Origin of the sequence: Streptomyces californicus, from assembly GCF_000717645.1 — a bacterium.
In the GTDB taxonomy this organism is placed as follows: Bacteria; Actinomycetota; Actinomycetes; order Streptomycetales; family Streptomycetaceae; genus Streptomyces; species Streptomyces californicus.
The window spans coordinates 299613-324304 of sequence record NZ_JNZZ01000002.1; the positions used below are offsets into that span (position 1 = coordinate 299613).

Annotated in this window: 22 protein-coding genes; 14 read left to right on the forward strand and 8 right to left on the reverse strand. The window is 72.9% G+C overall.

Annotated elements, in window-relative coordinates; translation table 11 throughout:
- The first annotated feature begins 55 nt into the window (after positions 1-55).
- On the forward strand, positions 56-1426 hold the full coding sequence (locus IF19_RS0103815; protein WP_030275938.1) for a M14 family metallopeptidase: 1371 nt from the start codon (positions 56-58) through the stop codon (positions 1424-1426).
- Positions 1427-1499: 73 nt separating this feature from the next.
- Entirely contained in the window at positions 1500-3290 is a 1791-nt protein-coding gene (locus IF19_RS0103820) for a BCCT family transporter (RefSeq protein WP_030113957.1), read from the forward strand.
- A gap of 235 nt (positions 3291-3525) precedes the next feature.
- Here the strand turns inward: IF19_RS0103820 and IF19_RS0103825 are convergent, their stop codons facing one another.
- Complete coding sequence (locus IF19_RS0103825) at positions 3526-4452, reverse strand: NAD(P)/FAD-dependent oxidoreductase (protein ID WP_030275940.1); 927 nt, start codon at positions 4450-4452, stop codon at positions 3526-3528.
- Between the two features lie 288 nt (positions 4453-4740).
- Between IF19_RS0103825 and IF19_RS0103830 the strand changes: the two genes are divergently transcribed.
- From IF19_RS0103830 to IF19_RS01000000134505, 4 genes are all read left to right on the forward strand, one after another.
- Positions 4741-5937, forward strand: coding sequence for a glycoside hydrolase family 64 protein (locus tag IF19_RS0103830; protein WP_030113959.1), 1197 nt, complete (start codon positions 4741-4743; stop codon positions 5935-5937).
- Between the two features lie 95 nt (positions 5938-6032).
- Positions 6033-7670 (forward strand): ABC-F family ATP-binding cassette domain-containing protein, encoded by a 1638-nt coding sequence (locus IF19_RS0103835; protein WP_030113960.1) that lies wholly within the window; start codon positions 6033-6035, stop codon positions 7668-7670.
- 34 nt (positions 7671-7704) lie between these two features.
- Complete coding sequence (locus IF19_RS1000000138075) at positions 7705-7884, forward strand: hypothetical protein (protein WP_234313149.1); 180 nt, start codon at positions 7705-7707, stop codon at positions 7882-7884.
- A gap of 30 nt (positions 7885-7914) precedes the next feature.
- The gene (locus tag IF19_RS01000000134505) at positions 7915-8496 is read left to right on the forward strand and encodes a class I SAM-dependent methyltransferase (RefSeq protein WP_234313150.1); all 582 of its coding nucleotides are present in this window, start codon (positions 7915-7917) and stop codon (positions 8494-8496) included.
- A 192-nt stretch (positions 8497-8688) separates the two neighbouring features.
- Here the strand turns inward: IF19_RS01000000134505 and IF19_RS0103845 are convergent, their stop codons facing one another.
- Both IF19_RS0103845 and IF19_RS0103850 read right to left on the reverse strand, forming a co-directional pair.
- Positions 8689-11121, reverse strand: a complete 2433-nt coding sequence (locus IF19_RS0103845; RefSeq protein WP_030275941.1) for a Tex family protein — start codon at positions 11119-11121, stop codon at positions 8689-8691.
- A 210-nt stretch (positions 11122-11331) separates the two neighbouring features.
- Complete coding sequence (locus IF19_RS0103850; protein WP_030275943.1) at positions 11332-12201, reverse strand: SCO6745 family protein; 870 nt, start codon at positions 12199-12201, stop codon at positions 11332-11334.
- 164 nt (positions 12202-12365) lie between these two features.
- Between IF19_RS0103850 and IF19_RS0103855 the strand changes: the two genes are divergently transcribed.
- Together IF19_RS0103855 and IF19_RS0103860 are read left to right on the forward strand one after the other, a co-directional pair.
- Complete coding sequence (locus IF19_RS0103855) at positions 12366-13334, forward strand: GlxA family transcriptional regulator (RefSeq protein ID WP_032747260.1); 969 nt, start codon at positions 12366-12368, stop codon at positions 13332-13334.
- 75 nt (positions 13335-13409) lie between these two features.
- Entirely contained in the window at positions 13410-14045 is a 636-nt protein-coding gene (locus IF19_RS0103860) for a DJ-1/PfpI family protein (RefSeq protein WP_030113967.1), read from the forward strand.
- A 79-nt stretch (positions 14046-14124) separates the two neighbouring features.
- Here the strand turns inward: IF19_RS0103860 and IF19_RS0103865 are convergent, their stop codons facing one another.
- Positions 14125-14880, reverse strand: coding sequence for an enoyl-CoA hydratase/isomerase family protein (locus tag IF19_RS0103865; protein WP_030122266.1), 756 nt, complete (start codon positions 14878-14880; stop codon positions 14125-14127).
- Between the two features lie 80 nt (positions 14881-14960).
- On the opposite strand from IF19_RS0103865, the gene IF19_RS0103870 reads away from it, so the two are divergent.
- The gene (locus tag IF19_RS0103870; RefSeq protein ID WP_030113970.1) at positions 14961-15584 is read left to right on the forward strand and encodes an HdeD family acid-resistance protein; all 624 of its coding nucleotides are present in this window, start codon (positions 14961-14963) and stop codon (positions 15582-15584) included.
- Positions 15585-15730: 146 nt separating this feature from the next.
- Complete coding sequence (locus tag IF19_RS0103875) at positions 15731-16186, forward strand: ATP-binding protein (RefSeq protein ID WP_030113971.1); 456 nt, start codon at positions 15731-15733, stop codon at positions 16184-16186.
- 57 nt (positions 16187-16243) lie between these two features.
- Here the strand turns inward: IF19_RS0103875 and idi are convergent, their stop codons facing one another.
- The 4 genes from idi to galE form a co-directional block, all read right to left on the reverse strand.
- A complete protein-coding gene (idi, locus tag IF19_RS0103880; RefSeq protein WP_030113972.1) occupies positions 16244-16837 on the reverse strand; it encodes an isopentenyl-diphosphate Delta-isomerase in 594 nt (197 codons plus the stop codon).
- 148 nt (positions 16838-16985) lie between these two features.
- Positions 16986-17561 (reverse strand): GNAT family N-acetyltransferase, encoded by a 576-nt coding sequence (locus IF19_RS0103885; RefSeq protein ID WP_050490697.1) that lies wholly within the window; start codon positions 17559-17561, stop codon positions 16986-16988.
- A 408-nt stretch (positions 17562-17969) separates the two neighbouring features.
- Positions 17970-18911 carry a cation diffusion facilitator family transporter gene (locus IF19_RS0103890; protein WP_030113974.1) on the reverse strand — a complete coding sequence of 314 codons (942 nt, stop codon included), beginning with the start codon at positions 18909-18911 and terminating at the stop codon, positions 17970-17972.
- A 183-nt stretch (positions 18912-19094) separates the two neighbouring features.
- Complete coding sequence (galE, locus tag IF19_RS0103895; RefSeq protein WP_030113975.1) at positions 19095-20084, reverse strand: UDP-glucose 4-epimerase GalE; 990 nt, start codon at positions 20082-20084, stop codon at positions 19095-19097.
- A gap of 306 nt (positions 20085-20390) precedes the next feature.
- Here galE and IF19_RS0103900 point away from each other — a divergent pair, with 306 nt between their 5' ends.
- Genes IF19_RS0103900 through IF19_RS0103915 form a run of 4 tightly spaced genes read left to right on the forward strand, consistent with a single transcriptional unit; the run spans position 20391 to position 24691 of the window.
- Positions 20391-22151, forward strand: coding sequence for a DUF5941 domain-containing protein (locus IF19_RS0103900; RefSeq protein ID WP_030113976.1), 1761 nt, complete (start codon positions 20391-20393; stop codon positions 22149-22151).
- A complete protein-coding gene (locus tag IF19_RS0103905) occupies positions 22148-22885 on the forward strand; it encodes a phosphocholine cytidylyltransferase family protein (RefSeq protein WP_030113977.1) in 738 nt (245 codons plus the stop codon). Before IF19_RS0103900 ends, IF19_RS0103905 begins: the two co-directional genes overlap by 4 nt.
- On the forward strand, positions 22873-23934 hold the full coding sequence (locus IF19_RS0103910; protein ID WP_030113978.1) for an iron-containing alcohol dehydrogenase family protein: 1062 nt from the start codon (positions 22873-22875) through the stop codon (positions 23932-23934). Before IF19_RS0103905 ends, IF19_RS0103910 begins: the two co-directional genes overlap by 13 nt.
- Entirely contained in the window at positions 23912-24691 is a 780-nt protein-coding gene (locus IF19_RS0103915) for a CDP-alcohol phosphatidyltransferase family protein (RefSeq protein WP_078580483.1), read from the forward strand. The genes IF19_RS0103910 and IF19_RS0103915 overlap by 23 nt, the downstream gene beginning before the upstream one ends.
- The last annotated feature ends 1 nt before the right edge of the window (position 24692 follow it).

Here is a 24692-nt window from a genome sequence, read left to right on the forward strand (position 1 = left end):
AGACCGACGGGGCGTCACGGTGTCCGCCCCCGCATGCCCCGGGAGGCAGCCGCCGATGACCCCACGCGTCGCCCGCGCACTCCGCATGCTCAGCCCGCACCCGTGGCTCGCGCCGGTCGCGGGGCACGCGCCCGTTCCCCGGGGCGCCCGCGCGGTGCGCCGGACGGCCGTGGCGGCGGCGCTCGCCTCGCTCGCCGTCCCGTTCGCCATCGCCCCCGCCGAGGCCGCGCACCGCCCGCCCCGCACCGGGTTCGAGACGAGCGAGGGCAAGCGCTGGACCGGCGAGGCGGAGGAACGGGAGTTCCTGGCCGCGGTGGACCGGGAGAGCGACCGGGTCTCCGTCGACCGCGTGGGCACCACCGAGCAGGGGCGCCCCCTGCGGCTCGTACGGGTGGGACGGGAGCGGCCCGGGGCCACCACCGTGCTGCTGATCTGCAGTCAGCACGGGGACGAGCCGGCCGGGCGCGAGGCGTGTCTGACCACGGTCCGCGACCTCGCGTTCGCCGAGGACCGGGCGACCCGCGCCTTCCTCTCCCGTACGACCCTGCTCGTACTGCCCACGGCCAACCCGGACGGACGCGCCGCCGACACCCGGGGCAACGCGGCCGGGACCGACGTCAACCGCGACCACATCGCCCTGGAGACCGCCGAGGCGCGAGCCGTGGCGGCCGTGGTGCGCGACGAACGGCCGCAGGTGATCTACGACTTGCACGAGTACGGCGCGACCCCGCCGTACTACGCCAAGGACCTGTTCGCACTCTGGCCGCGCAACCTCAACGTCCACGACCGCGTCCACGACGCCTCGCGCGTCCTCTCCGAGCGCTACGTCCGCCCCGCCGCGACGGCGGGCGGCTACACCAGCGGCCACTACGGCATCTGGACCGACCCCGCCACCGGCGAGCCGGTGAAGCAGGTCGCCGGCGACGGCCAGGAACGGATCCTGCGCAACACCTCGGGTCTCAAGCACGCCGTCGGCCTCCTCATCGAGTCCCGGGTCGACGCGCTCAGCGACGCGGAGAAGGCGGACCCGGCCCTCAACCACCGCCGCCGGGTGGACTCCCAGCTCACCGCGCTCGACGGCCTCCGCGCCTTCACCGACGAGCAGCGCGCCCGCCTCCGTACGGCCACCGCCCTCTCGCGGCTGGCCGGTCTCGCCGACCGGGGACCCGTGTACCTCGGCGGCGCGGACAACGACCCGGCCGAGCCCTCCGAGATCCTCGCCGACCCGCCGTGCGGCTACCGGCTGGACGGCGCCCAGTACGCGGAGGTGAAGGACCGACTGGCCCTCCACGAGGTCACGGTCCGTCCGGAGCGAGATGGCGTGTTTGTGCCCCTCCGGCAGTCCGCTCGGAACCTGATTCCCCTGCTCCTCGATCAGCGAGCGACATATCAACTCGCAAACGGTCAAGCCAGAACGGCTTGTTGATCCTTCGAGATCCTGGGCAGGTGTGGTACTGCCTACGGAGAGCGTTTTTCGGACTCGTTGAAAGGTGCCATTTGTGTCCCAGGACGACCAGACAGCGGAGGGGCGGGAAGGGTTGGCGGTGACGGCCGACCTTCCCCCCGAGCCGGTCAGTGCCAGGAGGCCCACCACCGATCGCGTGGTGTTCGGCGTCACGGCGATCCTCACGCTGGCCTTCGTCGTGTGGGGGGCGACCGCCACCGACTCCCTGGAGAGCGTGTCCAGCACGCTCCTGGAAGGGCTGATCCACAACGGCGGCTGGGCGTTCATGCTGGCCGCCTCGGGCTTCGTCGTCTTCGCTCTGTGGCTGGCCATCAGCCGGTACGGCAAGATTTGCCTGGGCCAGGAAGGCGAGGAGCCGGAGTTCCGGACCACCTCCTGGGTCGCCATGATGTTCAGCGCCGGCATGGGCATCGGTCTGATGTTCTACGGTGTGAGCGAGCCGCTCGCCCACTTCCGTACGCCGCCGCCCGGCACCGACCCAGCGGACGCGGCCGAGGCCCAGCAGACGGCGATGGCCACGACCCTCTTCCACTGGACCCTGCACCCGTGGGCCATCTACGCCGTGGTCGGGCTGGCCATCGCGTACAGCGCCTACCGCCGGCGCCGGCGGCAGACGATCAGCGCGGTCTTCGAGCCGCTGATCGGCAAGCGGCACGCCTACGGCGGCTTCGGCCGCGTCATCGACATCCTGGCCATCTTCGCCACCCTGTTCGGCTCCGCCGCCTCGCTCGGCCTCGGCGCCCTCCAGATCGGCAGCGGCTTCCAGGAGCTGAACTGGATGGAGAAGACCGGCACCGGTCTGCTGGTCGCCATCATCGCCGTGCTGACCGTCTGCTTCGTCCTCTCGGCCGTCTCCGGCGTCGAGAAGGGCATCCAGTGGCTGTCCAACATCAACATGGTGCTGGCCCTCCTCCTGGTGGTCTTCGTCTTCGTCGCCGGTCCCACGATCATTGTGCTCGACCTGCTGCCCACCTCCATCGGCGCCTACATCAGCGACCTCGGACAGCTCGCCGGGCGCACCGAGGCCACCGGCGGCGGCGACGTCGCCGACTGGCTCGGCAGCTGGACGGTCTTCTACTGGGCCTGGTGGATCTCCTGGACGCCCTTCGTCGGCATGTTCATCGCCCGGATCAGCCGCGGCCGGACGATCCGCCAGTTCGTCGGCGGCGTCATCCTGGTCCCCAGCACCGTCAGCCTGATCTGGTTCGCCGTCTTCGGCGGCTCGGCCATGAAGCTGGACGAGGCGGGCAAGCTCCAGGGCGCGGACACCCCCGAGGCGCAGCTGTTCGGCGTCCTCCAGGAGTTCCCGATCGCCACCGTCACGTGCATCCTCGTGATGATCCTGGTCGGCATCTTCTTCGTCTCCGGAGCCGACGCCGCGTCGATCGTCATGGGCACGCTCTCGCAGAAGGGCGTCCTGGAACCCGGCAAGTGGGTCGTCATCTTCTGGGGTGTCGTGACCGGGGCCGTCGCCGCGATCATGCTGCTCATCGGCGAGGGCAAGGACAACGCGCTCCAAGGACTCCAGAACCTCACCATCCTGGTGGCGGCGCCCTTCGTCGTCGTGATGATCGGCATGTGCGTCGCCCTCATGCGGGACCTGCGCAGGGACCCGCAGATCGTGCGCCAGGAGTTCGGCGTGGAGGCGGTCGAGTCCGCGGTGATCGAGGGGCACGCCAAGTACGACGGCGACTTCGAGATCCGGATCGGCCCCGGCACCACGCCGGTCACGGACGAGCGCCACAAGCACGAGTCCGGCGACCCGGGCTCCGGGACCGCCTCGACCTCGACCCTCTCCAAGGAGAAGGAGCGGCCCACCGACTGACCCCGCCCGCCGCCCGGCGGCACAGCCCTCCGGAGCCCGCGACCGCACACCGGTCGCGGGCTCCGAGCGCGTACGCGGTACGGGACGGGGGCGGGGCGGAGCGCGGTGGGGCCGTACGTACGGGGCACACCACGCGGATTCGGTCGGCCGGCCCGGGCCACGGCTCAAGCCGCCCCGGCCCCTCAAGTCGCCTCCGCCCCCGCCCGCCGGTGGTCGAACCGGCTCCCACCCGCCGTCACCCCACCAGCGCCGCCGCCTCCCGGGCGCAGCCCCACGCCACGGTCACACCCGCGCCGCCGTGACCGTAGTTGTGCACCAGCCGGCCGCCGCCCGGCAGCGTCTCCGCCTCGATCCGCACACCCGCCTCCCGCGCCGGCCGCAGCCCCACCCGGTGGCCGAGCACCCGGGCCCCGGCGATCTCCGGGCGGATCCGCGCGCACCGCGCCACGATCTCCCGGGCGGTGCCCGGGTCGGGCTCCGTGCGCGGATCGTCCGCCTCGGCCGTACCGCCCAGCACCAGCCGCCCCGGCTGCGGGAAGAAGTACGTCGTCGCGGCCGACGCCGGATCCGCCTCGGTGTACCACTCCTCGATCCCGGGGTTCTCCACCGCGACCAACTGCCCCCGCACCGGCCGCACCCCGGCGTCGGGCACCAGCTCGCGCGCCCCGAGCCCCGTGCAGTTCACCACCGTGGCGCCCGCCTCCGCCGCCTCCCCGAACCCCGACACGGCCCGGCGCTCCACCGTCCCGTCCGCTGCCGCGAGCCGCCGCTCCAGCCACGCCAGGTGGACCGGCATGTCCAGCAGCGGCAACGTCACCCGCAGCCCCTCGGGCACCTCCGCGGCGTCCCCCAGCCCGGCCGCCCAGCCGCCCAGCGCCGCGAGCCGCTCCCCGCCGTGCAGCCCCGCCACCCGCCGTACGCCGGTCTCCTCCGGAGCGGCGGCCAGCTCCTCGTACACCGCCAGCGTCGCCAGCGACCAGCCGTCCACCCGCTCGGCCGGCTCGATCCGGTACGGCCACCACAGCGCGCCCGCCACCGCCGACGTCGTGGCCCCGGCCGGATCGCGGGACCAGACCCGCACCCGCAGCCCGCGCTCCGCCAGCGTCACGGCGGTGGTGAGCCCGACGACCCCGCCGCCCACCACGATCACATCCGCCCCCATGGGCCACTCCCGTCCCTCGGTACGTCCGTCGCTGCCCGGACGCTAACCGAAACCGGAATCCCCGGACCAGGGAAGCCGGGGCCCCGGGTCGAAAGATCCGGGATCCCGCCACCGGGGGCGGGAGGACCGATCGGCGGGGAGCGGGGCGAGTTCCGTAACGGTTCGAGAAGTCGAGACGGGCTCGTTGACACCGGTCACCTCCCGCAGGATTCTGAGAGCGCTCTCAGGCTCCACGCGATATGCCCTCCCGCTCCACCCCCACACATCCGCCCGACGAGGAGGACGAGCATGTCCGCACCATGGAGAGGTCTCGGCGCGCTGACCGCAGCCCTGGCTCTCGCCCTCGGCCCCACCACCGCCGTCGCCAAGGCGCCCGCCGAGGCCGCGGTCCCCGCCACCATCCCGCTGACCATCAAGAACGACTCCGGACGAGCCGACCAGATCTACGTCTACAACCTCGGAACGGAGCTCTCCACCGGCCGCCAGGGCTGGGCGGACGCGAACGGCGGCTTCCACCCCTGGCCGGCCGGGGGCAATCCGCCCTCCCCGGCCCCGGACGCGTCGATCGCCGGACCGCGCAACGGGCAGTCGGTGACGATCCGGATGCCGAAGTTCTCCGGGCGCGTCTACTTCTCGTACGGTCAGAAGCTCGTCTTCAAGGTCACCACCGGCGGCCTCGTCCAGCCCGCGGTGCAGAACCCGAGCGACCCGAACCGGAACATCCTGTTCAACTGGACCGAGTACACGCTCAACGACGCGGGCCTGTGGATCAACAGCACCCAGGTCGACATGTTCTCCGCCCCGTACTCCGTGGGCGTCAGAGCCCCGGGCGGCAGTGTCAGGAGCACCGGAAAGCTCAAGGCCGGCGGCTACAAGGCGGTGTTCGACAACCTCAGGAACCAGTCCGGCGGCTGGTCCGGCCTCATCCAGACCCGGTCCGACGGAACGGTGCTCCGCGCCCTGTCCCCGGGGCACGGCGTCGGCAGCGGCGCTCTGCCGTCCGGGATCATGAACGACTACATCAACCGGGTCTGGAGCCGCTACAGCGGTTCCGTGCTGACGGTGACGCCGTTCGCGCACGAGCCGAACACCAAGTACTACGGCCGGGTCTCCGGCAACGTCATGAACTTCACCAACGGCGCGGGCGCGGTCGTGACCTCGTTCCAGAAGCCGGACTCGGACAGCGTCTTCGGCTGCTACAAGCACCTCGACGCCCCCAACGACCAGGTGCGCGGGCCGATCTCCCGCACCCTGTGCGCCGGCTTCAACCGCTCCACCCTGCTGACCAGCGCCAACCAGCCCGACAACAACGCGGCGAACTTCTACAAGGACGCCGTGACCAACCACTACTCCCGGCACATCCACGCGCAGATGATGGACGGCAAGGCGTACGGCTTCGCCTTCGACGACGTGGGCGCCCACGAGTCGCTCGTCCACGACGGCAGCCCGCAGGAGGCGCTGATCACGCTCGACCGTTTCAGCTGACCGTCCGCACGGCGTCCTCCCTGCCCGGTGCGGCCATCGGGCGGGGAGGACGGGCGGCGGGGAATTGCTGGACAGCCCTTAGAATCGGCACCCTGATGACTGCCACTCTCGTCGCCAAGGACCTCGCCGCCGGACACGGCGACCGCACGCTCTTCGCCGGGCTCGACCTCGTCGTCGCCCCGGGAGATGTGATCGGTCTCGTCGGAGTCAACGGCGCGGGCAAGTCCTCCCTGCTGCGCCTGCTCGCCGGACTCGACCGCCCGGAGGAGGGCGAGCTGCGGCTCTCCCCGCCCACCGCCACCGTCGGCCACCTCCCGCAGGAGCCCGAGCGGCGCGACGGCGAGACCGTCGCCGAGTTCCTGGCCCGCCGCACCGGGGTCGCCGACGCCCAGCGCACCATGGACGAGGCGACCGAGGCCCTCGTCGCGGGCGCCCCGGGAGCGGACGACGCGTACTCCGAGGCCCTGGAGCGCTGGCTCGCCCTCGGCGGGGCCGACCTGGACGAGCGGGCCGAGCAGGTCGCCGCCGAGCTGGGACTGACCGTGGGCCTGGACCGGCCCATGACCGCGCTCTCCGGCGGCCAGGCGGCCCGCGCCGGACTCGCCTCACTGCTGCTCTCCCGGTACGACGTCTTCCTCCTCGACGAGCCCACCAACGACCTCGACCTCGACGGACTGGAACGCCTGGAGCGCTTCGTCTCCGGCCTCCGCGCGGGCACGGTCGTCATCAGCCACGACCGCGAGTTCCTCATGCGCACGGTCACCAAGGTGCTGGAACTGGACCTCGCGCAGCAGCAGATCACCCTGTACGGCGGTGGCTACGCGGCCTACCTGGAGGAGCGGGAGACCGCCCGCCGGCACGCCCGCGAGGAGTACGAGGAGTACGCCGACAAGAAGGCGTCCCTCGAAGCGCGCGGCCACATGCAGCGCTCCTGGATGGACAAGGGCGTCAAGAACGCCCGCCGCAAGGCCACCGACGGCGACAAGCTCGGTCGCAACGCGCGCAGCGAGGCCAGCGAGAAGCAGGCCGCGAAGGCCCGCCAGACCCAGCGCATGATCGAACGCCTCGACGTGGTGGAGGAGCCGCGCAAGGAATGGGAGCTGCGGATGGAGATCGCCTCCGCCCCGCGCTCCGGTTCCGTCGTCGCGACCCTGCGCGAAGCGACGGTGAAACGCGGCGACTTCACCTTCGGCCCCGCCTCGCTCCAGATCGACTGGGCGGACCGGGTCGCCATCACCGGCGCCAACGGCGCGGGCAAGTCCACACTGCTGGCCGCCCTGTTGGAGCGGCTTTCGCTGGACTCCGGTCACGCCGCGCTCGGTTCGGGCGTCGTCGTCGGCGAGGTGGACCAGGCCCGCAGGCTGTTCCTCGGCACGCAGACGCTGCTGGAGGCGTTCTGCGCGGCCGTGCCGGACACCCAGCCCGCCGAAGTCCGCACCCTCCTGGCCAAGTTCGGCCTGCGCGCGGACCACGTGACGCGCCCCGCGACCAGTCTCTCCCCGGGGGAGCGCACCCGCGCCGCCCTCGCCCTGCTCCAGGGCCGGGGCGTCAACCTCCTGGTGCTGGACGAGCCGACCAACCATCTGGACCTGCCCGCTATCGAGCAGTTGGAGGCGGCCCTGGAGACGTACACGGGCACGCTGCTGCTGGTCACCCACGACCGGCGGATGCTGGAGGCGGTCCGCACGACCCGCCGCGTCGAGGTGGCGGACGGCCGGATCAGCGAAATCTGAGCGGAACCGGGGAGCCGGTGACAGGCTGGCCGGTATGACCCGTCGCGCGGTGAGTTTCGGAGCAACGGCGCAAGCCTACGAACGGTTTCGGCCCGGATACCCTTCGGCCGTCCTCGACCGGGTGCTGGCCCACGCGGAGCGCCCGGTGACCACCGCCCTGGAGATCGGCGCGGGAACGGGCAAGGCGACGCGCCTGTTCGCCCGACGGGTGTAGGAGGTCACCGCCACCGACCCCGACCCGGCCATGCTCGCGGAGCTGCGCAACCACGTACCGTCGGGCGTCCGCACGGAGCGGGCCGCCTTCGAGGAGCTGCGGCCGGGCGAGAGGTACGGCCTCGTCTACGCGGCGGCCTCGCTGCACTGGACCGAGCCGGACGGCAGATGGTCGCGCATGGCCGAACTGCTGGAGCCGGGCGGCGTCTTCGCCTCGTTCGGCGGGCCCCTGCGCCCGGCCGACCCGGTCGTCGAGGAGGCCGTACGCACGGTACGGGCGCCGTTCCTCGACAGTGACGAGATCCCGTCCCCCGACGGAACGCCCCTGGACCAGGCCCTGCAGTGGCCGGGGACCGAACTCCGGCAGGCACCGTGGTTCACCGACGTACGGCAGTCGGTGGTCGAGCGGCGCTACGCGCTGAGCGCGAGCGACTACCTCGGCCACCTCTCCACCATCTCGGCCTACATCGCGCTGGCCCCCGCCCGGCGGGAGGAACTGTTCGGGCGGATCGCACGGGTGCTGCCCGAGGTGGTCGAGATGGACGCCGACATCACACTCCATCTCGCGCGCCGGCGCTCGGAAGGCGGGGACGCCTCCGGCCGGACCGCGTGACGTCGACGCCCCCTCAGCACCCCGGCCGCCCTGCCCGCTCCCGTCCGCGGTGGCCCTTGCGAAGCGCGAGGACCACCGCGGACGTACGGGCACCGCGCCCATGACCGGGTCGTGACGGACCCGGTGCGACCCGGTCGCACCGACGGTGACCGGGCGGGGAGTCCGCCGGCCCGGTTACGGACGCGGTCCGGCTCAGTGCCCCCGGCCGCCGCCCGGCTTCGGGTCGGCGAGGCCGGCCCGCCGCAGCGCGTCCGCCATGGCGCTGTTGGCCGGAGCGGGCGCGCCCTGCCCGCCCTGCCGGGAACCGCCGCCGCCGTGCCGGTCCCGGCCGCCCCCGCCCTGACGGCCCTGGCCGCCGCCGGACCCCTGGCCCTGGCGCTGCTTCGGCGGACGGCCGCCCCGCTCACCGCGCCCCTGGCCGCCGCCGGAGCCGCCGCCCGCCCCGGGCTCGTCGTCGAGCCGCAGCGACAGCGAGATCCGCTTGCGCTGCACATCGACGTCCATGACCTTGACCTTCACGATGTCGCCGGGCTTCACGACATCGCGCGGGTCCTTCACGAACGTCTTCGACAGCGCCGACACGTGCACCAGGCCGTCCTGGTGGACGCCGACGTCGACGAACGCGCCGAACGCGGCCACGTTCGTCACGACGCCCTCCAGCACCATGCCCGGCTCCAGGTCGCCGATCTTCTCGACGCCCTCCTTGAAGGTCGCCGTACGGAACGCCGGACGCGGGTCGCGCCCCGGCTTCTCCAGCTCCTTGAGGATGTCCGTCACGGTCGGCAGCCCGAACATGTCGTCCACGAAGTCCGCCGCGCGCAGCGCCCGCAGCGCCTCCGCGTTGCCGATCAGCGAGGCGACCTCGCCGCCCGCGCTCTTCCCCATCCGCCGCACCACGGGGTACGCCTCGGGGTGCACGCTGGAGCCGTCCAGCGGGTCGTCGCCGCCCCGGATCCGGAGGAAGCCCGCGCACTGCTCGTACGCCTTCGGGCCGAGCCGCGCGACGTCCTTGAGCGCCTTGCGCGAACGGAAGGGGCCGTTGGCGTCCCGGTGCGCGACGATGTTCTCCGCCAGCCCCGAGCTGATGCCCGACACCCGTGAAAGCAGCGGCGCGGAGGCGGTGTTGACGTCCACGCCGACCCCGTTCACACAGTCCTCGACCACCGCGTCCAGCGAACGCGACAGCTTTACCTCGGACAGGTCGTGCTGGTACTGGCCGACGCCGATCGACTTCGGGTCGATCTTCACCAGCTCGGCCAGCGGGTCCTGGAGGCGGCGGGCGATGGAGACCGCGCCGCGCAACGACACGTCCATGTCGGGCAGTTCCTGCGAGGCGAACGCGGAGGCAGAGTACACCGAGGCGCCCGCCTCCGAGACCATCACCTTCGTGAGCTTCAACTCCGGGTGCTTGTCGATCAGTTCACCGGCGAGCTTGTCCGTCTCGCGGGACGCGGTGCCGTTGCCGATCGCGATCAGGTCGACCGCGTGCTCCTTCGCGAGACGCGCGAGCTTCGCCAGCGCCTGGTCCCACTTGTTGGCCGGCACGTGCGGGTGGATCACATCGGTGGCCACCACCTTGCCGGTGGCGTCGACGACCGCGACCTTCACCCCCGTACGGAACCCGGGGTCCAGGCCGAGCGTCGCCCGCGTCCCGGCCGGGGCGGCGAGCAGCAGGTCGCGCAGGTTCGAGGCGAAGACCCGCACCGCCTCGTCCTCGGCGGCCGTGCGCAGCCGCAGCCGCAGGTCGATGCCGAGGTGCACCTGGACGCGGGTCCGCCAGGCCCACCGCACGGTGTCCGCCAGCCACTTGTCGCCGGGGCGGCCCCGGTCGGCCACGCCGAAGCGGCGGGCGATCATGTTCTCGTACGCGGACGGGCCCGGCTGCTCGGCGGCCTCCGGCTCCTCCGGTTCGAGGACCAGGTCGAGCACGTTCTCCTTCTCGCCCCGCAGCATCGCCAGGACCCGGTGCGAGGGCAGTGCGGTGAACGGCTCGGCGAAGTCGAAGTAGTCGGCGAACTTCGCGCCCGCCTCCTCCTGGCCGTCGCGCACCTTCGCCGCGAGCCGGCCGCGCGTCCACATGCGCTCGCGCAACTCGCCGGTCAGGTCGGCGTCCTCGGAGAACCGCTCGGTGAGGATGGCGCGGGCGCCCTCCAGGGCGGCGGGCGCGTCCGCGACGCCCTTGTCGCCGTCCACGAACGCGGCCGCGGCCGCGAGCGGGTCGACCGACGGGTCGCCGAGCAGGCCGTCCGCCAGCGGTGCGAGCCCCGCCTCCCGGGCGATCTGCGCCTTCGTCCGCCGCTTGGGCTTGAACGGCAGGTAGATGTCCTCCAGGCGCGCCTTCGTCTCGGCGGCCCGGATGCTCGCCTCCAACGCCTCGTCGAGCTTGCCCTGTTCGCGTACGGATTCGAGGATCGCGGTACGCCGCTCCTCCAGCTCCCGCAGATAGCGCAGCCGTTCCTCCAGCGTGCGCAGCTGCGCATCGTCGAGGGATTCGGTCGCCTCCTTGCGGTAGCGCGCGATGAACGGCACGGTCGATCCGCCGTCGAGCAACTCGACGGCCGCCCTGACCTGTCGTTCACGTACGCCGAGCTCCTCGGCGATCCTGCCTTCGATGGACGTCGTCACGGTTTTCCCGACTCGCCTTCCCGTACTGGCTGTGCTGGCCGTGCTCGGTCCCGCTGAGCACGTTCTTGCTGTGCCGGGGCATCCCCCGGGGCCTGCATTGTGCCGCGTGGGCGGGGGCCGTGTCGCGTGACCTCGGGCAACACGCCCGGGGCCGGGCCGCGTGGGCCGGGCCCCGGGCGCCGCTGATCCGGTCGCGGCCGATCCGGCGGTTCAGCCCCGGCCGGTCGCGGAGGCCGGGAAGGCGCCGGCGGCCGTGGCGGTGCGGAGGAAGCCGCGCGCCAGCTCCGTGAGCCGCTCCACGCCGTCCGCGCCCAGGTGCGCGTACGGGGCGACGTCCATGCGGTCCGTCGCCTCCTCGATCTCCGCGCGCAACGCCGTGCCGGCCTCGGTCAGCACCGGCTGCTCGCCCGCCTCCAGCAGGCCGCGCTCCCGCAGCCGCTCGCAGGCCGCCTCCCAGTCGGCGCGGCGCCAGCCGCGGGAGGAGAGGATCCAGCGGATCGCCATGCCCTTGCCGGTGGCCGTGTGGCTGACCAGCGACTCCAGCGGGTCCAGGTCCGCGGCGAGCAGAGCGGCGAGGTGCGCGTCGCCCCGGTGCTCGCGCAGCAGCGTCGCCGCGTGCCAGAACGCCAGGTGCGGCTCCTCGGGCACCGGGAGGTCCGCGTGGGCGGCGTACAGCGGGCGGGCGTGCGGGGTGCACGCCTCGGTGGCGCGCAGCGCGAGCCGGGCCGCCTCCGCCATCGCGTCGGAGGCGACGGCCTCCTCGCCGAGCAGCCGGCGCAGCGTCGTGTCCGCCGCGCGCAGCCGGGCGGCCAGGACCGTGTCCGGGGAGGCGGTCTTCCAGACGGCGGGCACATGGCGGGCCACCAGCTCCGGGTTGAAGTTGTGGAAGGTGGCCGTGACGGCGCCCGCCCCGACCGGGCCGAAGGCGGCGGCGCGGGTGGCGAAGTAGGCGGCGGAGGGGTCCTCGATGCCGATCCTCCCCATCTCCGCGCCCAGGTCGGGGGAGAAGAAGATGCAGGAGTGCAGCGGGTTGACGGCGTTGTGGCAGCGCCGCTCCGCGCGGGCCGGGAGAGTAGTCATGGCAGCACGTTACCGACTGGTCGGTACGAAGCGGGAACCCGGGGCGACGGCCGGCCCCCGCTCCGGCGAAGAAAGAGGCCGGGCGTGCGGGACCGGGACGATGGCAGAAAAGGTGGGGAGTTCGTCATTGCGGCCATCGCCGCCCGCCGCCCAGGATGGCGGACGTGAAGCAGCGAACCGTGCTCACCGTCCTCTTCGACGGCGTCCAGAGCCTCGATGTGACCGGCCCGATGGAGGTCTTCGCCGGCGCCTCGCGGGCGAAGGGTGTCTCGTACGGTCTGCGGACCGCCTCGCTCGACGGCGGCCCGGTCCGTACCACCAGCGGTCTCACCCTGGTGCCCGACGGCAGCCTCGCCGACGCGCCCGTACCGCACACCCTGCTGGTCCCCGGCGGCCGCGGCACCCGCGGCGCCCACCCGGAGCTGACCGCCTGGCTGCGCGAGCACGCGCCCCGCGCGGAGCGGCTCGTCTCCGTGTGCACCGGGGCGCTGCTGCTGGCCGAGGCGGGACTGCTGGACGGACACCGGGTCACCACCCACTGGAACTCCTGCGAACGGCTCGCCCGCGACTTCCCGGCGGTCCACGTCGATCCCGATCCGATCTTCGTACGGGACGGGCGGCTGGCGACATCCGCGGGCGTCACCGCCGGCATCGACCTCGCCCTCGCGCTCGTCGAGGAGGACCACGGGCGGGAGCTGGCGCTCACCATCGCCCGCCACCTCGTGGTGTTCCTGCGCCGCCCCGGGAACCAGGCCCAGTTCAGCGCCCAGCTCAGCGCGCAGACCGCCCAGCGCGCACCTCTGCGCGAGGTGCAGCTCTGGATCGACCGGAACCCCGCCGCCGACCTCGGGGTCGACGCCCTCGCCGCCCGCGCCCGGCTCTCTCCCCGGCATTTCGCGCGCGCGTTCCGGGCCGAGACCGGCACGACACCCGGGCGGTACGTCGAGCGCGTCCGGCTGGAGCACGCGCGCCGCCTCCTGGAGGACTCGTCCGTCGGCGTCGAGCAGGTCGCCCGCGCCAGCGGCTACGGGACCCCGGAGGCCATGCGCCGCGCCTTCGTGAAGACGCTCGCCACCGCGCCGGCCGAATACCGCCGCCGTTTCCGGGCCGCCGCGCCCCCGCCCCGTACCTGAACCGACCGACGGAACCGCACCCACCGACCGCCCCGCCACCCGCTCGCCCGACCCACCGACCGAGAGGCCGCTTCCGTGCAGATCGCCATCGTGCTCTTCGACCGCTTCACCGCCCTGGACGCCGTGGGCCCCTACGAGATCCTCAGCCGGACGCCGGGCGCCGAGACCGTCTTCGTCGCCGAACGGACCGGCCCCGTACACGACGACACCGGGAGCCTCGCGCTGGTCGCGGAGAAGACGCTCGCCGAGGTCCCCTCGCCCGACGTGGTGATCGTGCCGGGCGGCCCCGGCCAGAGCGACCAGATGGACAATGACGCCCTGCTCGGCTGGCTGCGGTCAGCCGACGCCGCCACCGCCTGGACGACCTCGGTTTGCACCGGATCGCTGCTGCTGGCCGCCGCCGGGCTGCTCACCGGCCGCCGGGCGGCCTCGCACTGGCTGGCGCTGGAGACGCTGGAGGAGTTCGGCGCCGAGCCCACCGGGGAACGCGTCGTCCTCGACGGCAAGTACGTCACCGCCGCCGGGGTCTCCTCCGGCATCGACATGGGGCTGACGCTGCTCGGCCGGATCGCCGGCGACGACGTGGCGCGCTCGGTGCAACTGCTCACGGAGTACGACCCGCAGCCGCCCTACGACAGCGGCTCGCCCGAGAAGGCCCCGGCGGCCCTCGTCGAGGAGTGGCGGGCCCGGAGCCGGCACAGCACCCGGTAGGGAGCGGGCCCGCCCCGGCCCGAGGGGACGACCGGGGCGGGCGCCGCGCTGCCGTGTACGGGAACGCCCCCGGCGGACCTCACCCCGCCGGGTAGGTGAAGCGGGGCGCGCGCCGCTCCAGGAAGGCGGTGACGCCCTCCGCCGTGTCGCCGCTGCTCCGCGCCTCGCCGGCCCAGTGCGCGTCCCGGTCCGTCCGGCCCGCGGCGAACTCCTTCGCGGCGGCCTGGGTGAGCCGGGAGCGGGACGCCAGCGTCCGTACGTACTCCTCGACCCGCTTGTCCAGGCCGCCCGCCGGCAGCACCTCGTCGGCCAGCCCCGTGCGCAGCGCCCGTTCCGTACCGACGAGCTCGCCGGAGAACAGCAGGTGCTTGGCGGTGGCCGGGCCGACCAGGGAGACCAGCCGCCGGGTGGAGGAGGCGGGGTAGACGATGCCGAGCTTGGCTGGGGTGACCCCGAAGGAGGCCCCCTCCTCCGCGAACCGCAGATCGCAGGCCGCCGCGAGCTGGCTGCCGCCGCCCACGCAGAAGCCGCGCACCGCCGCCAGCGTCGGCCGGGGGAACGCGGCGAGCGCCTCCTCGGCGGCGACCGCCAGCTCCTGGGCGGTGTCCGCGCCCTCCCGCAGCGTGGAGATGTCGGCCCCGGCGCAGAAGGTGTCGCCCGCCCCGGTCAGCACCAGCACCCGCACCGCGGGGTCGGCGGCCAGCCCCTCCAGCAGCTCCGGCAGGCTCCGCCACATGGCGGGGGTCATCGCGTTGCGCTTGGCCGGGTTCGCGATCACGACGGTGGCGACGCCGTGCTCGACGGCCGGGACGAGCCGGGGTTCCGTACGGTCCATGCGCCGGATGCTATCCCCCCGGTTCGAACCTATGATCAAGAAGGGGTCGCGATCCGGGCACGCACCGTGAGGAGCTGTCGATGAACGAACCCACCGCCGAGGGCCGGAGGCTGAACCGCAGTTTCGGCTGGCTCACCCTGCTCGGCGCCCTGCTGGTGATCGCGGGCGTGATCGGTCTCGTCTACACCGGTGTCGCCACCCTCACCTCGATGCTCCTGTTCGGCTGGCTGCTGCTCGTCGGCGGGCTGGTCGGGCTGCTGCACGCGATCGAGTCGCGCGGCACGAACTACTTCTGGCTCGGCGTCGTGGTCGCGGCCCTCAACATCGCCGCCGGCGTCGTCGTCATCAAGCACCCCGAGGGCACGGCCGAGGCGCTGACCATGTTCGCCGCCCTGCTCTTCCTGACGGGCGGTGTCTTCCGGCTCGTCGGCAGCGTCGTGGTGCGCGGCCCGCAGATGGGGTGGACGCTCCTGCAAGGCGCCTTCGGGCTGCTGCTGGGGCTGCTGGTGCTCTTCGACTGGCCGCACAGCAGCCTGTACGTCCTGGGCTGCTTCTTCTCGCTGGCGCTGCTGTTCGACGGGCTGGGCCTGATCGCCCTGGGCATCGGCGGCCGGCGCATCGTCAGCATGGTCGCGGGGCGGCGCGACGGAGGTCAACCGCACACCGGCCGGACGAGCACGTCACCAGAAGGCAAGCAGAAATAGTCCAGAACCGTGCGGGAGTTCGCATGTTTGGTCAAGAGGCATCGATACCTGGCTACTTCCGGCCAGTGGCACGGTAGGGACCAGGCCATTCCCAACACTCTTTACTCGACGGTCAGTGCAGTGCGAGTGAGAGCTGGTGCCGGACGATGGAGAGCCCCGGGAGTGCCCCCGCCGACCCCGTGTCGTACGAGGGGGTGTGGCGCTTCACCGCCCCCGCCGTGGACGCCTCCGTCCCCGGCGCCCGGCACGCCGTACGCGACCTGCTCGGACGGCAGGGGGCTCCGATCGAGGAAGACGTCCTCCACGGGCTGCTGCTGATCGTCTCGGAGCTGGTCACCAACGCCGTCAAACACGCGGCGCTGCTCTCGCCCGAGCTGGCCGTCGAGGTGGCCATCGCCGCCGACCGGGTCCGGGTCTCGGTCGAGGACGGCCACCCCTACCGGCCCACCGCCCTGGAGACGGACTCCGCGCAGACCGGCGGCCGAGGGCTGCTGCTGGTCAAGGTGGTCACCACGGAGGCGGGCGGCGCCTGCGACGTCGAGCACACCGCGAGCGGCGGCAAGATCATCTGGGCTGAGCTGCCGTTGAAGCCGAGGCTCTGACCGCCTCGCACCCCGACCGGGCGACGGCACACCGCCGCCCGGACGAACGGTCGACGCTCACCAGCCCGCCGAAGGGCCCGTCAGCTCGCGGACGGCCGGCCGCGCCGCGTCCAGCACCGTCATGAACCACGCGGAGAACGGTGCCCGCGCGTGCCGCTCCGCCAACTCGGCCGCCGTGACGAAGGCCGTCTCCTCGACCTCTTCCGGGTCCGGCTTCAGCGCCTCCTGCGCCATGCCCACGAACAGGTGGTTGAACTCCTGCTCCACCAGGCCCGACGCCGGGTCCGGGTGGTTGTAGCGGACCGTGCCCGCCGCGGCCAGCAGCGAGGGCGAGATGCCCAGCTCCTCGTACGTACGCCGGGCGGCGGCCGCGAACGGGGCCTCACCCGGGTAGGGGTGGCCGCAGCACGTGTTGGACCAGACACCGGGGGAGTGGTACTTGCCGAGCGCCCGGCGCTGCAGGAGCAGCCGCCCCTGCTCGTCGAAGAGGAAGACGGAGAACGCGCGGTGCAGCTGCCCCGGAGCCTGATGGGCCGCCAGCTTCTCCGCGGTGCCGATGGTGGTGCCGTTCTCGTCGACCAGTTCGAGCATGATCGCGTCTGCGGTTCCGTCCGACGAGCTGTGCGTCGCGGTGGCTGGTGTGGTCGGCATACCCATCCTTCGCTTTGGTGCCCGGCCTGGTGCGCCGCGCCCCTGGAGTCCGGTCAAGTCTGCCGTACAAAAGCCGCTTGTCCGTACTTCGGGTCCGGGTATGTCCGTCCCGCCGGGCCGGCCGGGGCGCGGCGGGACGGAGGGCCCGTCAGACCCCGAAGGCCGCCGGATAGCGGATCAGGCCCGACGGAACAGGAACCGAATCGTCCAGGACGAGGGCCGTCATCGCCTCGTCCGGCACCTCGAAACCGGGCCGGATGCCGTGGCGCGAAGCAGGTGCGAAGCCGAAGCGCGGATAGTACTCGGGGTGCCCCAGCACCAGCACGAGCGCTTCACCGCGCAGCCGTGCGGCGTCCAGCACCGCCCGGATCACGGCCTGCCCCGCGCCCTGCCGCTGATAGCGGGGGAGCGTGGCGACCGGGGCCAGGGCGAGCGCGGGGGCGTCACCTACATGGCAGCGGGTCAGCAGCGCGTACGCCGCCACGGAGCCGTCCGGGGCCTCGGCGACGTAGGAGAGTTCCGGCAGCCAGGCCTCGGGGTCGGCCCGCAGGGCGTCCACGAGATCCGCCTCGTCCGGGGTCGGGAACGCCGCCGCGTTGACCGCGTGCACGGCCGCCCGGTCGGCGGCCGTCTCCGGTCGGGTGGTCCAGCGGGGGGCGGGGGACGGAGAGCCCGTTCGCGGGGCCTCGTCGGTGTGATCGGTCGAGCGGGTGTGGTCGGTCATGAGGGGAACCTTCGGGAAGAGGGCTCCGGGCCGATCCGTGCGAAGGGGATCTAGCCGGAGGCCCGGGATACGAGGGAAGCACGGAGGGTGCGCCGGGAAGGCGTCGTCGCGACCGTCATCAACCTCAGCTCCTTTGAAAAGTCCGGTGAGACGTGAATGTCTCAGCGGCGCCAGCCTAGGGCCTGTCTGACCATACCCGTCTGCCTCACGACGCCATGCACGCACTCTCGCCGCACTGGCCGTAGACCCAAGTACGTCCAGTACGAGGGCCTGCCGGCACGCCGAGAGCACGCACCTGACGCCGCGCGGCCGCCCTACGGGCGACGACGGGAATGGTCAGACAGGCCCTAGCACCGCCCGCGCGGCCGTCACCGGGCGCTCGACGGCCGCCCGGGTGTCCGCGCCGCCTCAGTGGCAGAGCCGCGCCTCGTGCTCCGCGTGGCCGCTCGGCTCCAGCTGGAAGGTGCAGTGCTCCACGTCGAAGTGGTCGCCCAGGCAGCCCTGCAGCTCGTGCAGCACCTTCTCGTGGCCGATCGAGTCCAGCAGCTCCTGGCGGACCACCACGTGCGCCGAGAGCACCGGCATCCCCGAGGTGATCGTCCAGGCGTGCAGGTCGTGCACGTCCAGGACCCCGGGCAGCGCCGTGATGTGCTCCCGCACCTCCGCCATGTCCACGTCCTTCGGCGCGGCCTCCAGGAGCACGTTCAGGGTCTCCCGCAGCAGCTTCATCGTCCGGGGGACGATCATGAGGCCGATCACCAGGGAGGCGATCGGGTCGGCGGCCTGCCAGCCGGTCGCCATGATGATCCCGGCCGAGACGATCACGGCGAGCGAGCCCAGGGTGTCGGCCATCACCTCCAGGTAGGCGCCGCGCACGTTCAGGCTCTCCTTCTGCCCGCGCATCAGCAGCGAGAGGGAGACGACGTTGGCCACCAGGCCCACCGCGGCGAACGCGATGGCGAGCCCGCCCTTCGTCTCGGCCGGGGTGATGAACCGCTCCACCGCCTCGTAGACCAGGTAGGCGCCGACGCCGAGCAGCAGCAGGCAGTTGGCGAGCGCGGCCAGGATCTCGGCGCGGGCGAAGCCGAAGGTGCGGTTCGGGGCGGCCGGGCGGTTGGCGAAGTGGATGGCCAGCAGCGCCATCCCGAGCCCCAGGGCGTCGGTGGCCATGTGGGCGGCGTCCGCGATCAGGGCCAGCGAGTCGGAGAGCACTCCGCCGACGATCTCCATGACCATCACGCTCAGGGTGATCGCCAGAGCGACCCGGAGCCTGCCCCGGTACGCGGCGGCCGCCGTGCCCGTCGGGGGCGGCCCGCCGTGCGCGTGCCCGTGATCGTGGCCAGCCCCCATGCGAGACGCCTCCAGGTCCGTAGGACGTGCCAGGGCGAAACCGCCCGGCCAGGCCCAGTGAACTACGGGTGGGGGGTATCGGGCAACACGGGACTGAACACCGTTGTCATCTGCTCTGACCTGCGGAAACGTTCCGCAGGTCAGAGCGCCGACACGGTCGAGGGCCCCTCGGCGCGGCCCCGGTCAGGGGCGCTCCGCCGCACGGGCCTCCGGGTGGCGCAGGCACCAGCCCTCCCAGGCCGACTCCACCATCTCCCGCACCCCCCGCCGCGCCGTCCAGCCCACCTCGTCGGCGATCCGCGCCGCCGACGCCACCGCCTCCGGGGCGTCACCGGCCCGCCGGGGCTCGACGACCGGCTTCGGGCCGAACCCCGTCACCTCGCCGATCACCTCCGCCAGCTCCCGCACCGAGACGCCCTCGCCGCGGCCGACGTTCAGCGTCAGGTCGCCGGCGCCCGCCCCGTCCAGCCGCCGGGCCACGGCCAGGTGCGCCTCCGCCAGATCCGCGACGTGGATGTAGTCACGGACACAGGTGCCGTCCGGCGTCGGGTAGTCGTCCCCGAAGATCCGCGGGGCCTCGCCGCGCGTGATCCGGTCGAACATCATCGGCACGATGTTGAAGACCCCGGTGTCGGCCAGCTCCGGCGCCGCCGCGCCCGCCACGTTGAAGTACCGCAGGCAGGCGGTCGAGATGCCGTGGGCCCGGCCGGCGGCCCGGACCAGCCACTCGCCGGCGAGCTTGGTCTCGCCGTACGGGTTGATCGGGAGGCAGGGCGTCTCCTCGGTGATGAGGCCGGTCTCCGGTACGCCGTAGACGGCCGCCGACGACGAGAAGAGGAAGCGCGAGACCCCCGCCGCGACCACGGCCTCCAGCAGGACGGTCAGCCCGGCGACGTTCTCGCGGTAGTACAGCAGCGGCTTCTCCACGGACTCGCCGACCTGCTTCTTCGCCGCGAGATGCACCACACCGCTCACCGCGTGCCCGGCCAGCGTCCGGTCCAGCAGGGCCCGGTCGGAGGCGGAGCCCTCCACCACCGTGACGGTCTCCGGCAACCGGTCCACCAGGCCGCTGGAGCGGTCGTCGAGCACCACGACCCGCTCGCCCGCCGCGACCATGGACCGTGCCACGTGCGCCCCGATGTAACCCGCCCCGCCTGTGATCAGCCATGTCATGACCGCCAGCCTAAGGGTCGCGCCCCGGCTGTCCGCATCACGGGTTTGTGGGCCGGGCCCCCGATCGATGATGATGATCGCCGAGGCCGGGCGAGCCCGCCGGTTCACCCGAACGGGCCGTGAACTCGGCCTTCCGTTCATCCGATAGCCTCAGCCGACACGCCGCAGGCCCGCCACGTGGCCGCGCCCCCGTGTGTCGTCCACGTCAGTGCCAAGGAGTGAGTTCGTCTGTCGACCGCCATTCTCACCGGTACGCCGGTACCCGGGTCGTCGCTCGCGGACGACCTGCGGTCCCTGGGCTTCGACGTGCAGACAGCCGCCGACGCCGGTGACGCCGCAGCCCGCCTCGCCGCCGTCCCGGCCGGCCACCGGGTCGCCCTCGTCGATCCGCGCTTCGTCGGCCACGTCCACGCGCTGCGGCTCGGCCTGACCGACCCGCGCTTCCCGGCCGCCGCGGTCCCCGGCGCGCTCACCGCCCAGCCGGAGGCGCGCGGAGCCCTGATGCGCGCGCTGCGACGCGCCACCGCCGCCGTGGGCGCGGGCGCCCCCGTCGCCGGACCGGACGCCGACGCCGACGCCGCGCCCGAGGACCGCACCGTCCCCGGCCGCATAGCCGTCGCGCTGGAGGCCGAGGGCACCGTCGTCAAGCGCCCCGAGCTGGGCTCGCTCACCGCCGCCGTCCCCACCGACGCCGGAGCGCGTGCGGCCGCCGAGAGCGCCCGCGACCAGGTGGACGACGAGGCGGTACGGCTGCGCAGCGCGGTCAAGGCCCACGACGGCTTCTTCACCACGTACGGCATCAGCCCCTACTCCCGCTACATCGCCCGCTGGTGCGCCCGCCGGGGCCTCACCCCGAACCAGGTCACCACCGCCTCGCTGATCACCGCGCTCATCGCGGCGGGCGCGGCGGCCACCGGGACGCGCGGCGGCTACGTCGCCGCCGGGATCCTGCTGCTCGTCTCGTTCGTGCTGGACTGCACCGACGGGCAGCTCGCCCGCTACTCGCTCCAGTACTCCACGATGGGCGCCTGGCTGGACGCCACCTTCGACCGGGCCAAGGAGTACGCGTACTACGCCGGCCTCGTCATCGGCGCCGTACGCGGCGGCGACGACGTCTGGACGCTGGCGCTCGGCGCGATGGTCCTCCAGGCCTGCCGCCACGTCGTGGACTTCTCGTTCAACGAGGCCAACCACGACGCGGTCGCCAACACCAGCCCCACCGCAGCCCTCTCCGACAAGCTCGACAGCGTCGGCTGGACGGTATGGGCGCGCCGGATGATCGTGCTGCCGATCGGCGAGCGCTGGGCCATGATCGCGATGCTCACCGCCCTCACCACCCCGCGCGTCGTCTTCTACGCGCTGCTCGTCGGCTGCTCCCTCGCCGCCTGCTACACCACCGCGGGCCGGCTGCTGCGCTCGCTGACCCGCAAGGCCCGTCGCACCGACCGGGCCGCGCGGGCGCTCGCGGACCTCGCCGACTCCGGCCCCCTCGCGCAGGGCGTCGCGGCCGTCGCCCCCGGCCTCCGCGGCGGGTTCACGGCCCCGGTCGTCGCCCTGCTCGGCACGCTCGTGATGATCGGCGCGGCCCTCTTCCTCCCGTACGGCAGTTGGCTCACCGTCGCCGCCGCGGCGGTGTACGCGCTGCTCTCCGGCCTGGCCGTCGCCCGCCCGCTCAAGGGCGCGCTCGACTGGCTGGTGCCTCCGTTCTTCCGCGCGGGGGAGTACGTCACGATCCTGGTCCTGGCGGCCCGCAGCGACGTCCCGCACGCCGTTCCGGCGGCCTTCGGGCTCGTCTCGGCCGTCGCCTACCATCACTACGACACGGTGTACCGCATCCGCGGAGGCACCGGCGCGCCGCCCCAGTGGCTGGTGCGGACGATCGGTGGACACGAGGGCCGCACCGCGCTGGTGGCCGTCCTCGCCGCCGTACTCACCCACACCTCTGGTTTCACCACGGCCCTCACCGCGCTCGCGGCCGCCGTGGCTCTGGTGGTGCTCGTGGAGTCCATCCGCTTCTGGGTGTCCTCCTCGGCTCCCGCCGTACACGACGAAGGAGAACTCGCATGATCGGCCTCGTGCTGGCAGCCGGTGCAGGACGACGTCTGCGCCCCTACACGGACACGCTCCCCAAGGCGCTCGTCCCCGTCGACGGCGAGAAGACGGTCCTCGACCTCACGCTGGCCAACTTCGCCGAGGTCGGACTCACCGAGGTCGCGATCGTCGTCGGCTACCGCAAGGAGGCCGTGTACGCCCGCAAGGCCGAGCTGGAGGCGACGTACGGCCTCACGCTCACGCTGATCGACAACGACAAGGCCGAGGAGTGGAACAACGCCTACTCCCTGTGGTGCGCCCGTGACGTCCTCAAGCGCGGCGTGATCCTCGCCAACGGCGACACCGTGCACCCGGTCTCCGTCGAGAAGACCCTCCTCGACGCCCGGGGCGAGGGCCGGAGGATCATCCTCGCCCTGGACACCGAGAAGGTGCTCGCCGACGAGGAGATGAAGGTCATCACCGAGGAGGGCGAGGGCGTCCGGCGCATCACCAAGCTGATGGACCCCGCCACCGCCACCGGCGAGTACATCGGCGTCACCCTCATCGAGGCCGAGGCCGCCGAGGAGCTGGCGGACGCGCTGAAGGCCACCTTCGAGCGCGACCCCGACCTCTACTACGAGGACGGCTACCAGGAGCTCGTCAACCGCGGCTTCACCGTCGACGTGGCCCCCATCGGCACCGTGACCTGGGTCGAGATCGACAACCACGACGACCTGAAGAAGGGCCGGGAGATCGCGTGCCGGTACTGACCCGTCTCATTCCGTCCCCGGTCGTCGTCGACATCCGACGCGGTGCCATGGACGATCTGGCGGGTCTCCTGGCCGATCAGCGCATCTCCTCCTCGGGCAAGCTCGCCATCGCGATCAGCGACGGTTCCGGCCGCGCCCTCAAGGAGAGGCTCGCCCCGGTCCTGCCGGGCGCCGACTGGTACCCGGTGCCCGACGGCACGATCGACTCGGCGGTCAAGCTCGCCGACGGCATCAAGGGCAACCGGTACGACGCCGTGGTCGGCCTCGGCGGCGGCAAGATCATCGACGTGGCGAAGTACGCCGCGGCGCGGGTCGGGCTGCCCCTGGTCGCCGTCGCGACGAACCTCTCGCACGACGGCCTGTGCTCGCCGGTCGCCACGCTGGACAACGACAACGGCCGCGGCTCCTACGGGGTCCCCACCCCGATCGCCGTGGTCATCGACCTCGACGTGATCCGCGAGGCGCCCGCCCGGTACGTCCGCTCCGGCATCGGCGACGCGATCTCGAACATCTCCTGTGTCGCCGACTGGGAGCTGGCCCACGAGGTCGACGGCGAGGAGATCGACGGCCTGGCCGCCGCGATGGCCCGCCAGGCCGGGGAAGCCGTGCTGCGCCACCCCGGGGGCGTCGGCGACGACGCCTTCCTGAAGGTGCTGGCCGAGGGGCTCGTGCTCACCGGCATCTCGATGTCGGTCGCGGGCGACTCGCGTCCGGCCTCCGGCGCCTGCCACGAGATCAACCACGCCTTCGACCTGCTGTACCCCCAGCGCGCGGCCAGCCACGGCGAACAGGTCGGCCTCGGCGCCTGCTTCGCCATGCATCTGCGCGGTGCCCGCCAGGAGTCCCTCCTGATGGCATCGGTGCTGCGCCGCCACGGCCTCCCGGTCCTGCCCCAGGAGATCGGGTTCAGCGTCGACGAGTTCGTCGAGGCCGTGGCCTACGCACCGCAGACCCGTCCGGGACGGTTCACGATCCTGGAACACCTCAGCCTGTCCACCGACCAGATCAGGGACGCGTACGCCGACTATGCGACGACCATCAGTAGCTGAACTCCGTCCGGTCGTCCACCCGCCGGGGGTGAAGGACCGGCGCAGCGGCGAGCACTGGGCCGGGCGCATGTACATGCGCGAGGTCTCGCTGCGCGTGGACCGCTACCTCGTCAACACCCGTGTCACGCCGAACCAGGTCACGTACGTGATGACGCTGGCCGGCGCCCTGGCCGCCCCCGCGCTGCTGGTGCCGGGCATCCCCGGCGCCGTGCTGGGCGTGGTCATGGTCCAGCTGTACCTGCTGTTCGACTGCGTGGACGGCGAGCTGGCCCGCTGGAAGAAGCAGTACTCGCTCAGCGGGGTCTACCTGGACCGGGTCGCCGCCTACCTGTGCGACGCGGCGGTGCTGGTCGGCCTCGGCCTGCGCGCCGCCGACATCTGGGGCGAGGGCCGGATCGACTGGCTCTGGGCCTTCCTCGGGACCCTCGCCGCCCTCGGCGCGATCCTGATCAAGGCGGAGACGGACCTGGTCGGCGTCGCCCGCCACCAGGGCGGGATGCCTCCGGTGCAGGAGGCGGCCTCCGAGCCGCGCTCGTCCGGCATGGCGCTGGCCCGCAGGGCGGCGGCGGCGCTCAAGTTCCACCGGCTGATCCTCGGCATCGAGGCGTCTCTGGTGATCCTCGTGGTGGCCGTCGTGGACGCGATCGGGGGCGACCTGTTCTACACCCGCCTCACGGTGGCCGTGATGGCCGGCATCGCGCTGCTGCAGACCCTGCTGCACCTCGTCTCCGTCCTGGCGTCCAGCAGGCTGAAGTGAC

Excerpts from the sequence above, each read along its gene's own strand:
- IF19_RS01000000134505 (WP_234313150.1), top strand. The coding sequence starts at position 7,915 with ATGCTCGCGGAGCTGCGCAACCACGTACCGTCGGGCGTCCGCACGGAG.
- IF19_RS0103835 (WP_030113960.1), top strand. The coding sequence starts at position 6,033 with ATGACTGCCACTCTCGTCGCCAAGGACCTCGCCGCCGGACACGGCGAC.
- IF19_RS0103885 (WP_050490697.1), bottom strand. The coding sequence starts at position 17,561 with ATGACCGACCACACCCGCTCGACCGATCACACCGACGAGGCCCCGCGA.
- IF19_RS0103915 (WP_078580483.1), top strand. The coding sequence starts at position 23,912 with ATGCGACGACCATCAGTAGCTGAACTCCGTCCGGTCGTCCACCCGCCG.
- IF19_RS0103865 (WP_030122266.1), bottom strand. The coding sequence starts at position 14,880 with ATGGACCGTACGGAACCCCGGCTCGTCCCGGCCGTCGAGCACGGCGTC.
- IF19_RS0103830 (WP_030113959.1), top strand. The coding sequence starts at position 4,741 with ATGTCCGCACCATGGAGAGGTCTCGGCGCGCTGACCGCAGCCCTGGCT.
- galE (WP_030113975.1), bottom strand. The coding sequence starts at position 20,084 with ATGACATGGCTGATCACAGGCGGGGCGGGTTACATCGGGGCGCACGTG.
- IF19_RS0103890 (WP_030113974.1), bottom strand. The coding sequence starts at position 18,911 with ATGGGGGCTGGCCACGATCACGGGCACGCGCACGGCGGGCCGCCCCCG.
- IF19_RS0103870 (WP_030113970.1), top strand. The coding sequence starts at position 14,961 with ATGAACGAACCCACCGCCGAGGGCCGGAGGCTGAACCGCAGTTTCGGC.
- IF19_RS0103825 (WP_030275940.1), bottom strand. The coding sequence starts at position 4,452 with ATGGGGGCGGATGTGATCGTGGTGGGCGGCGGGGTCGTCGGGCTCACC.
- idi (WP_030113972.1), bottom strand. The coding sequence starts at position 16,837 with ATGCCGACCACACCAGCCACCGCGACGCACAGCTCGTCGGACGGAACC.
- IF19_RS0103850 (WP_030275943.1), bottom strand. The coding sequence starts at position 12,201 with ATGACTACTCTCCCGGCCCGCGCGGAGCGGCGCTGCCACAACGCCGTC.
- IF19_RS0103905 (WP_030113977.1), top strand. The coding sequence starts at position 22,148 with ATGATCGGCCTCGTGCTGGCAGCCGGTGCAGGACGACGTCTGCGCCCC.
- IF19_RS1000000138075 (WP_234313149.1), top strand. The coding sequence starts at position 7,705 with ATGACCCGTCGCGCGGTGAGTTTCGGAGCAACGGCGCAAGCCTACGAA.
- IF19_RS0103815 (WP_030275938.1), top strand. The coding sequence starts at position 56 with ATGACCCCACGCGTCGCCCGCGCACTCCGCATGCTCAGCCCGCACCCG.
- IF19_RS0103875 (WP_030113971.1), top strand. The coding sequence starts at position 15,731 with ATGGAGAGCCCCGGGAGTGCCCCCGCCGACCCCGTGTCGTACGAGGGG.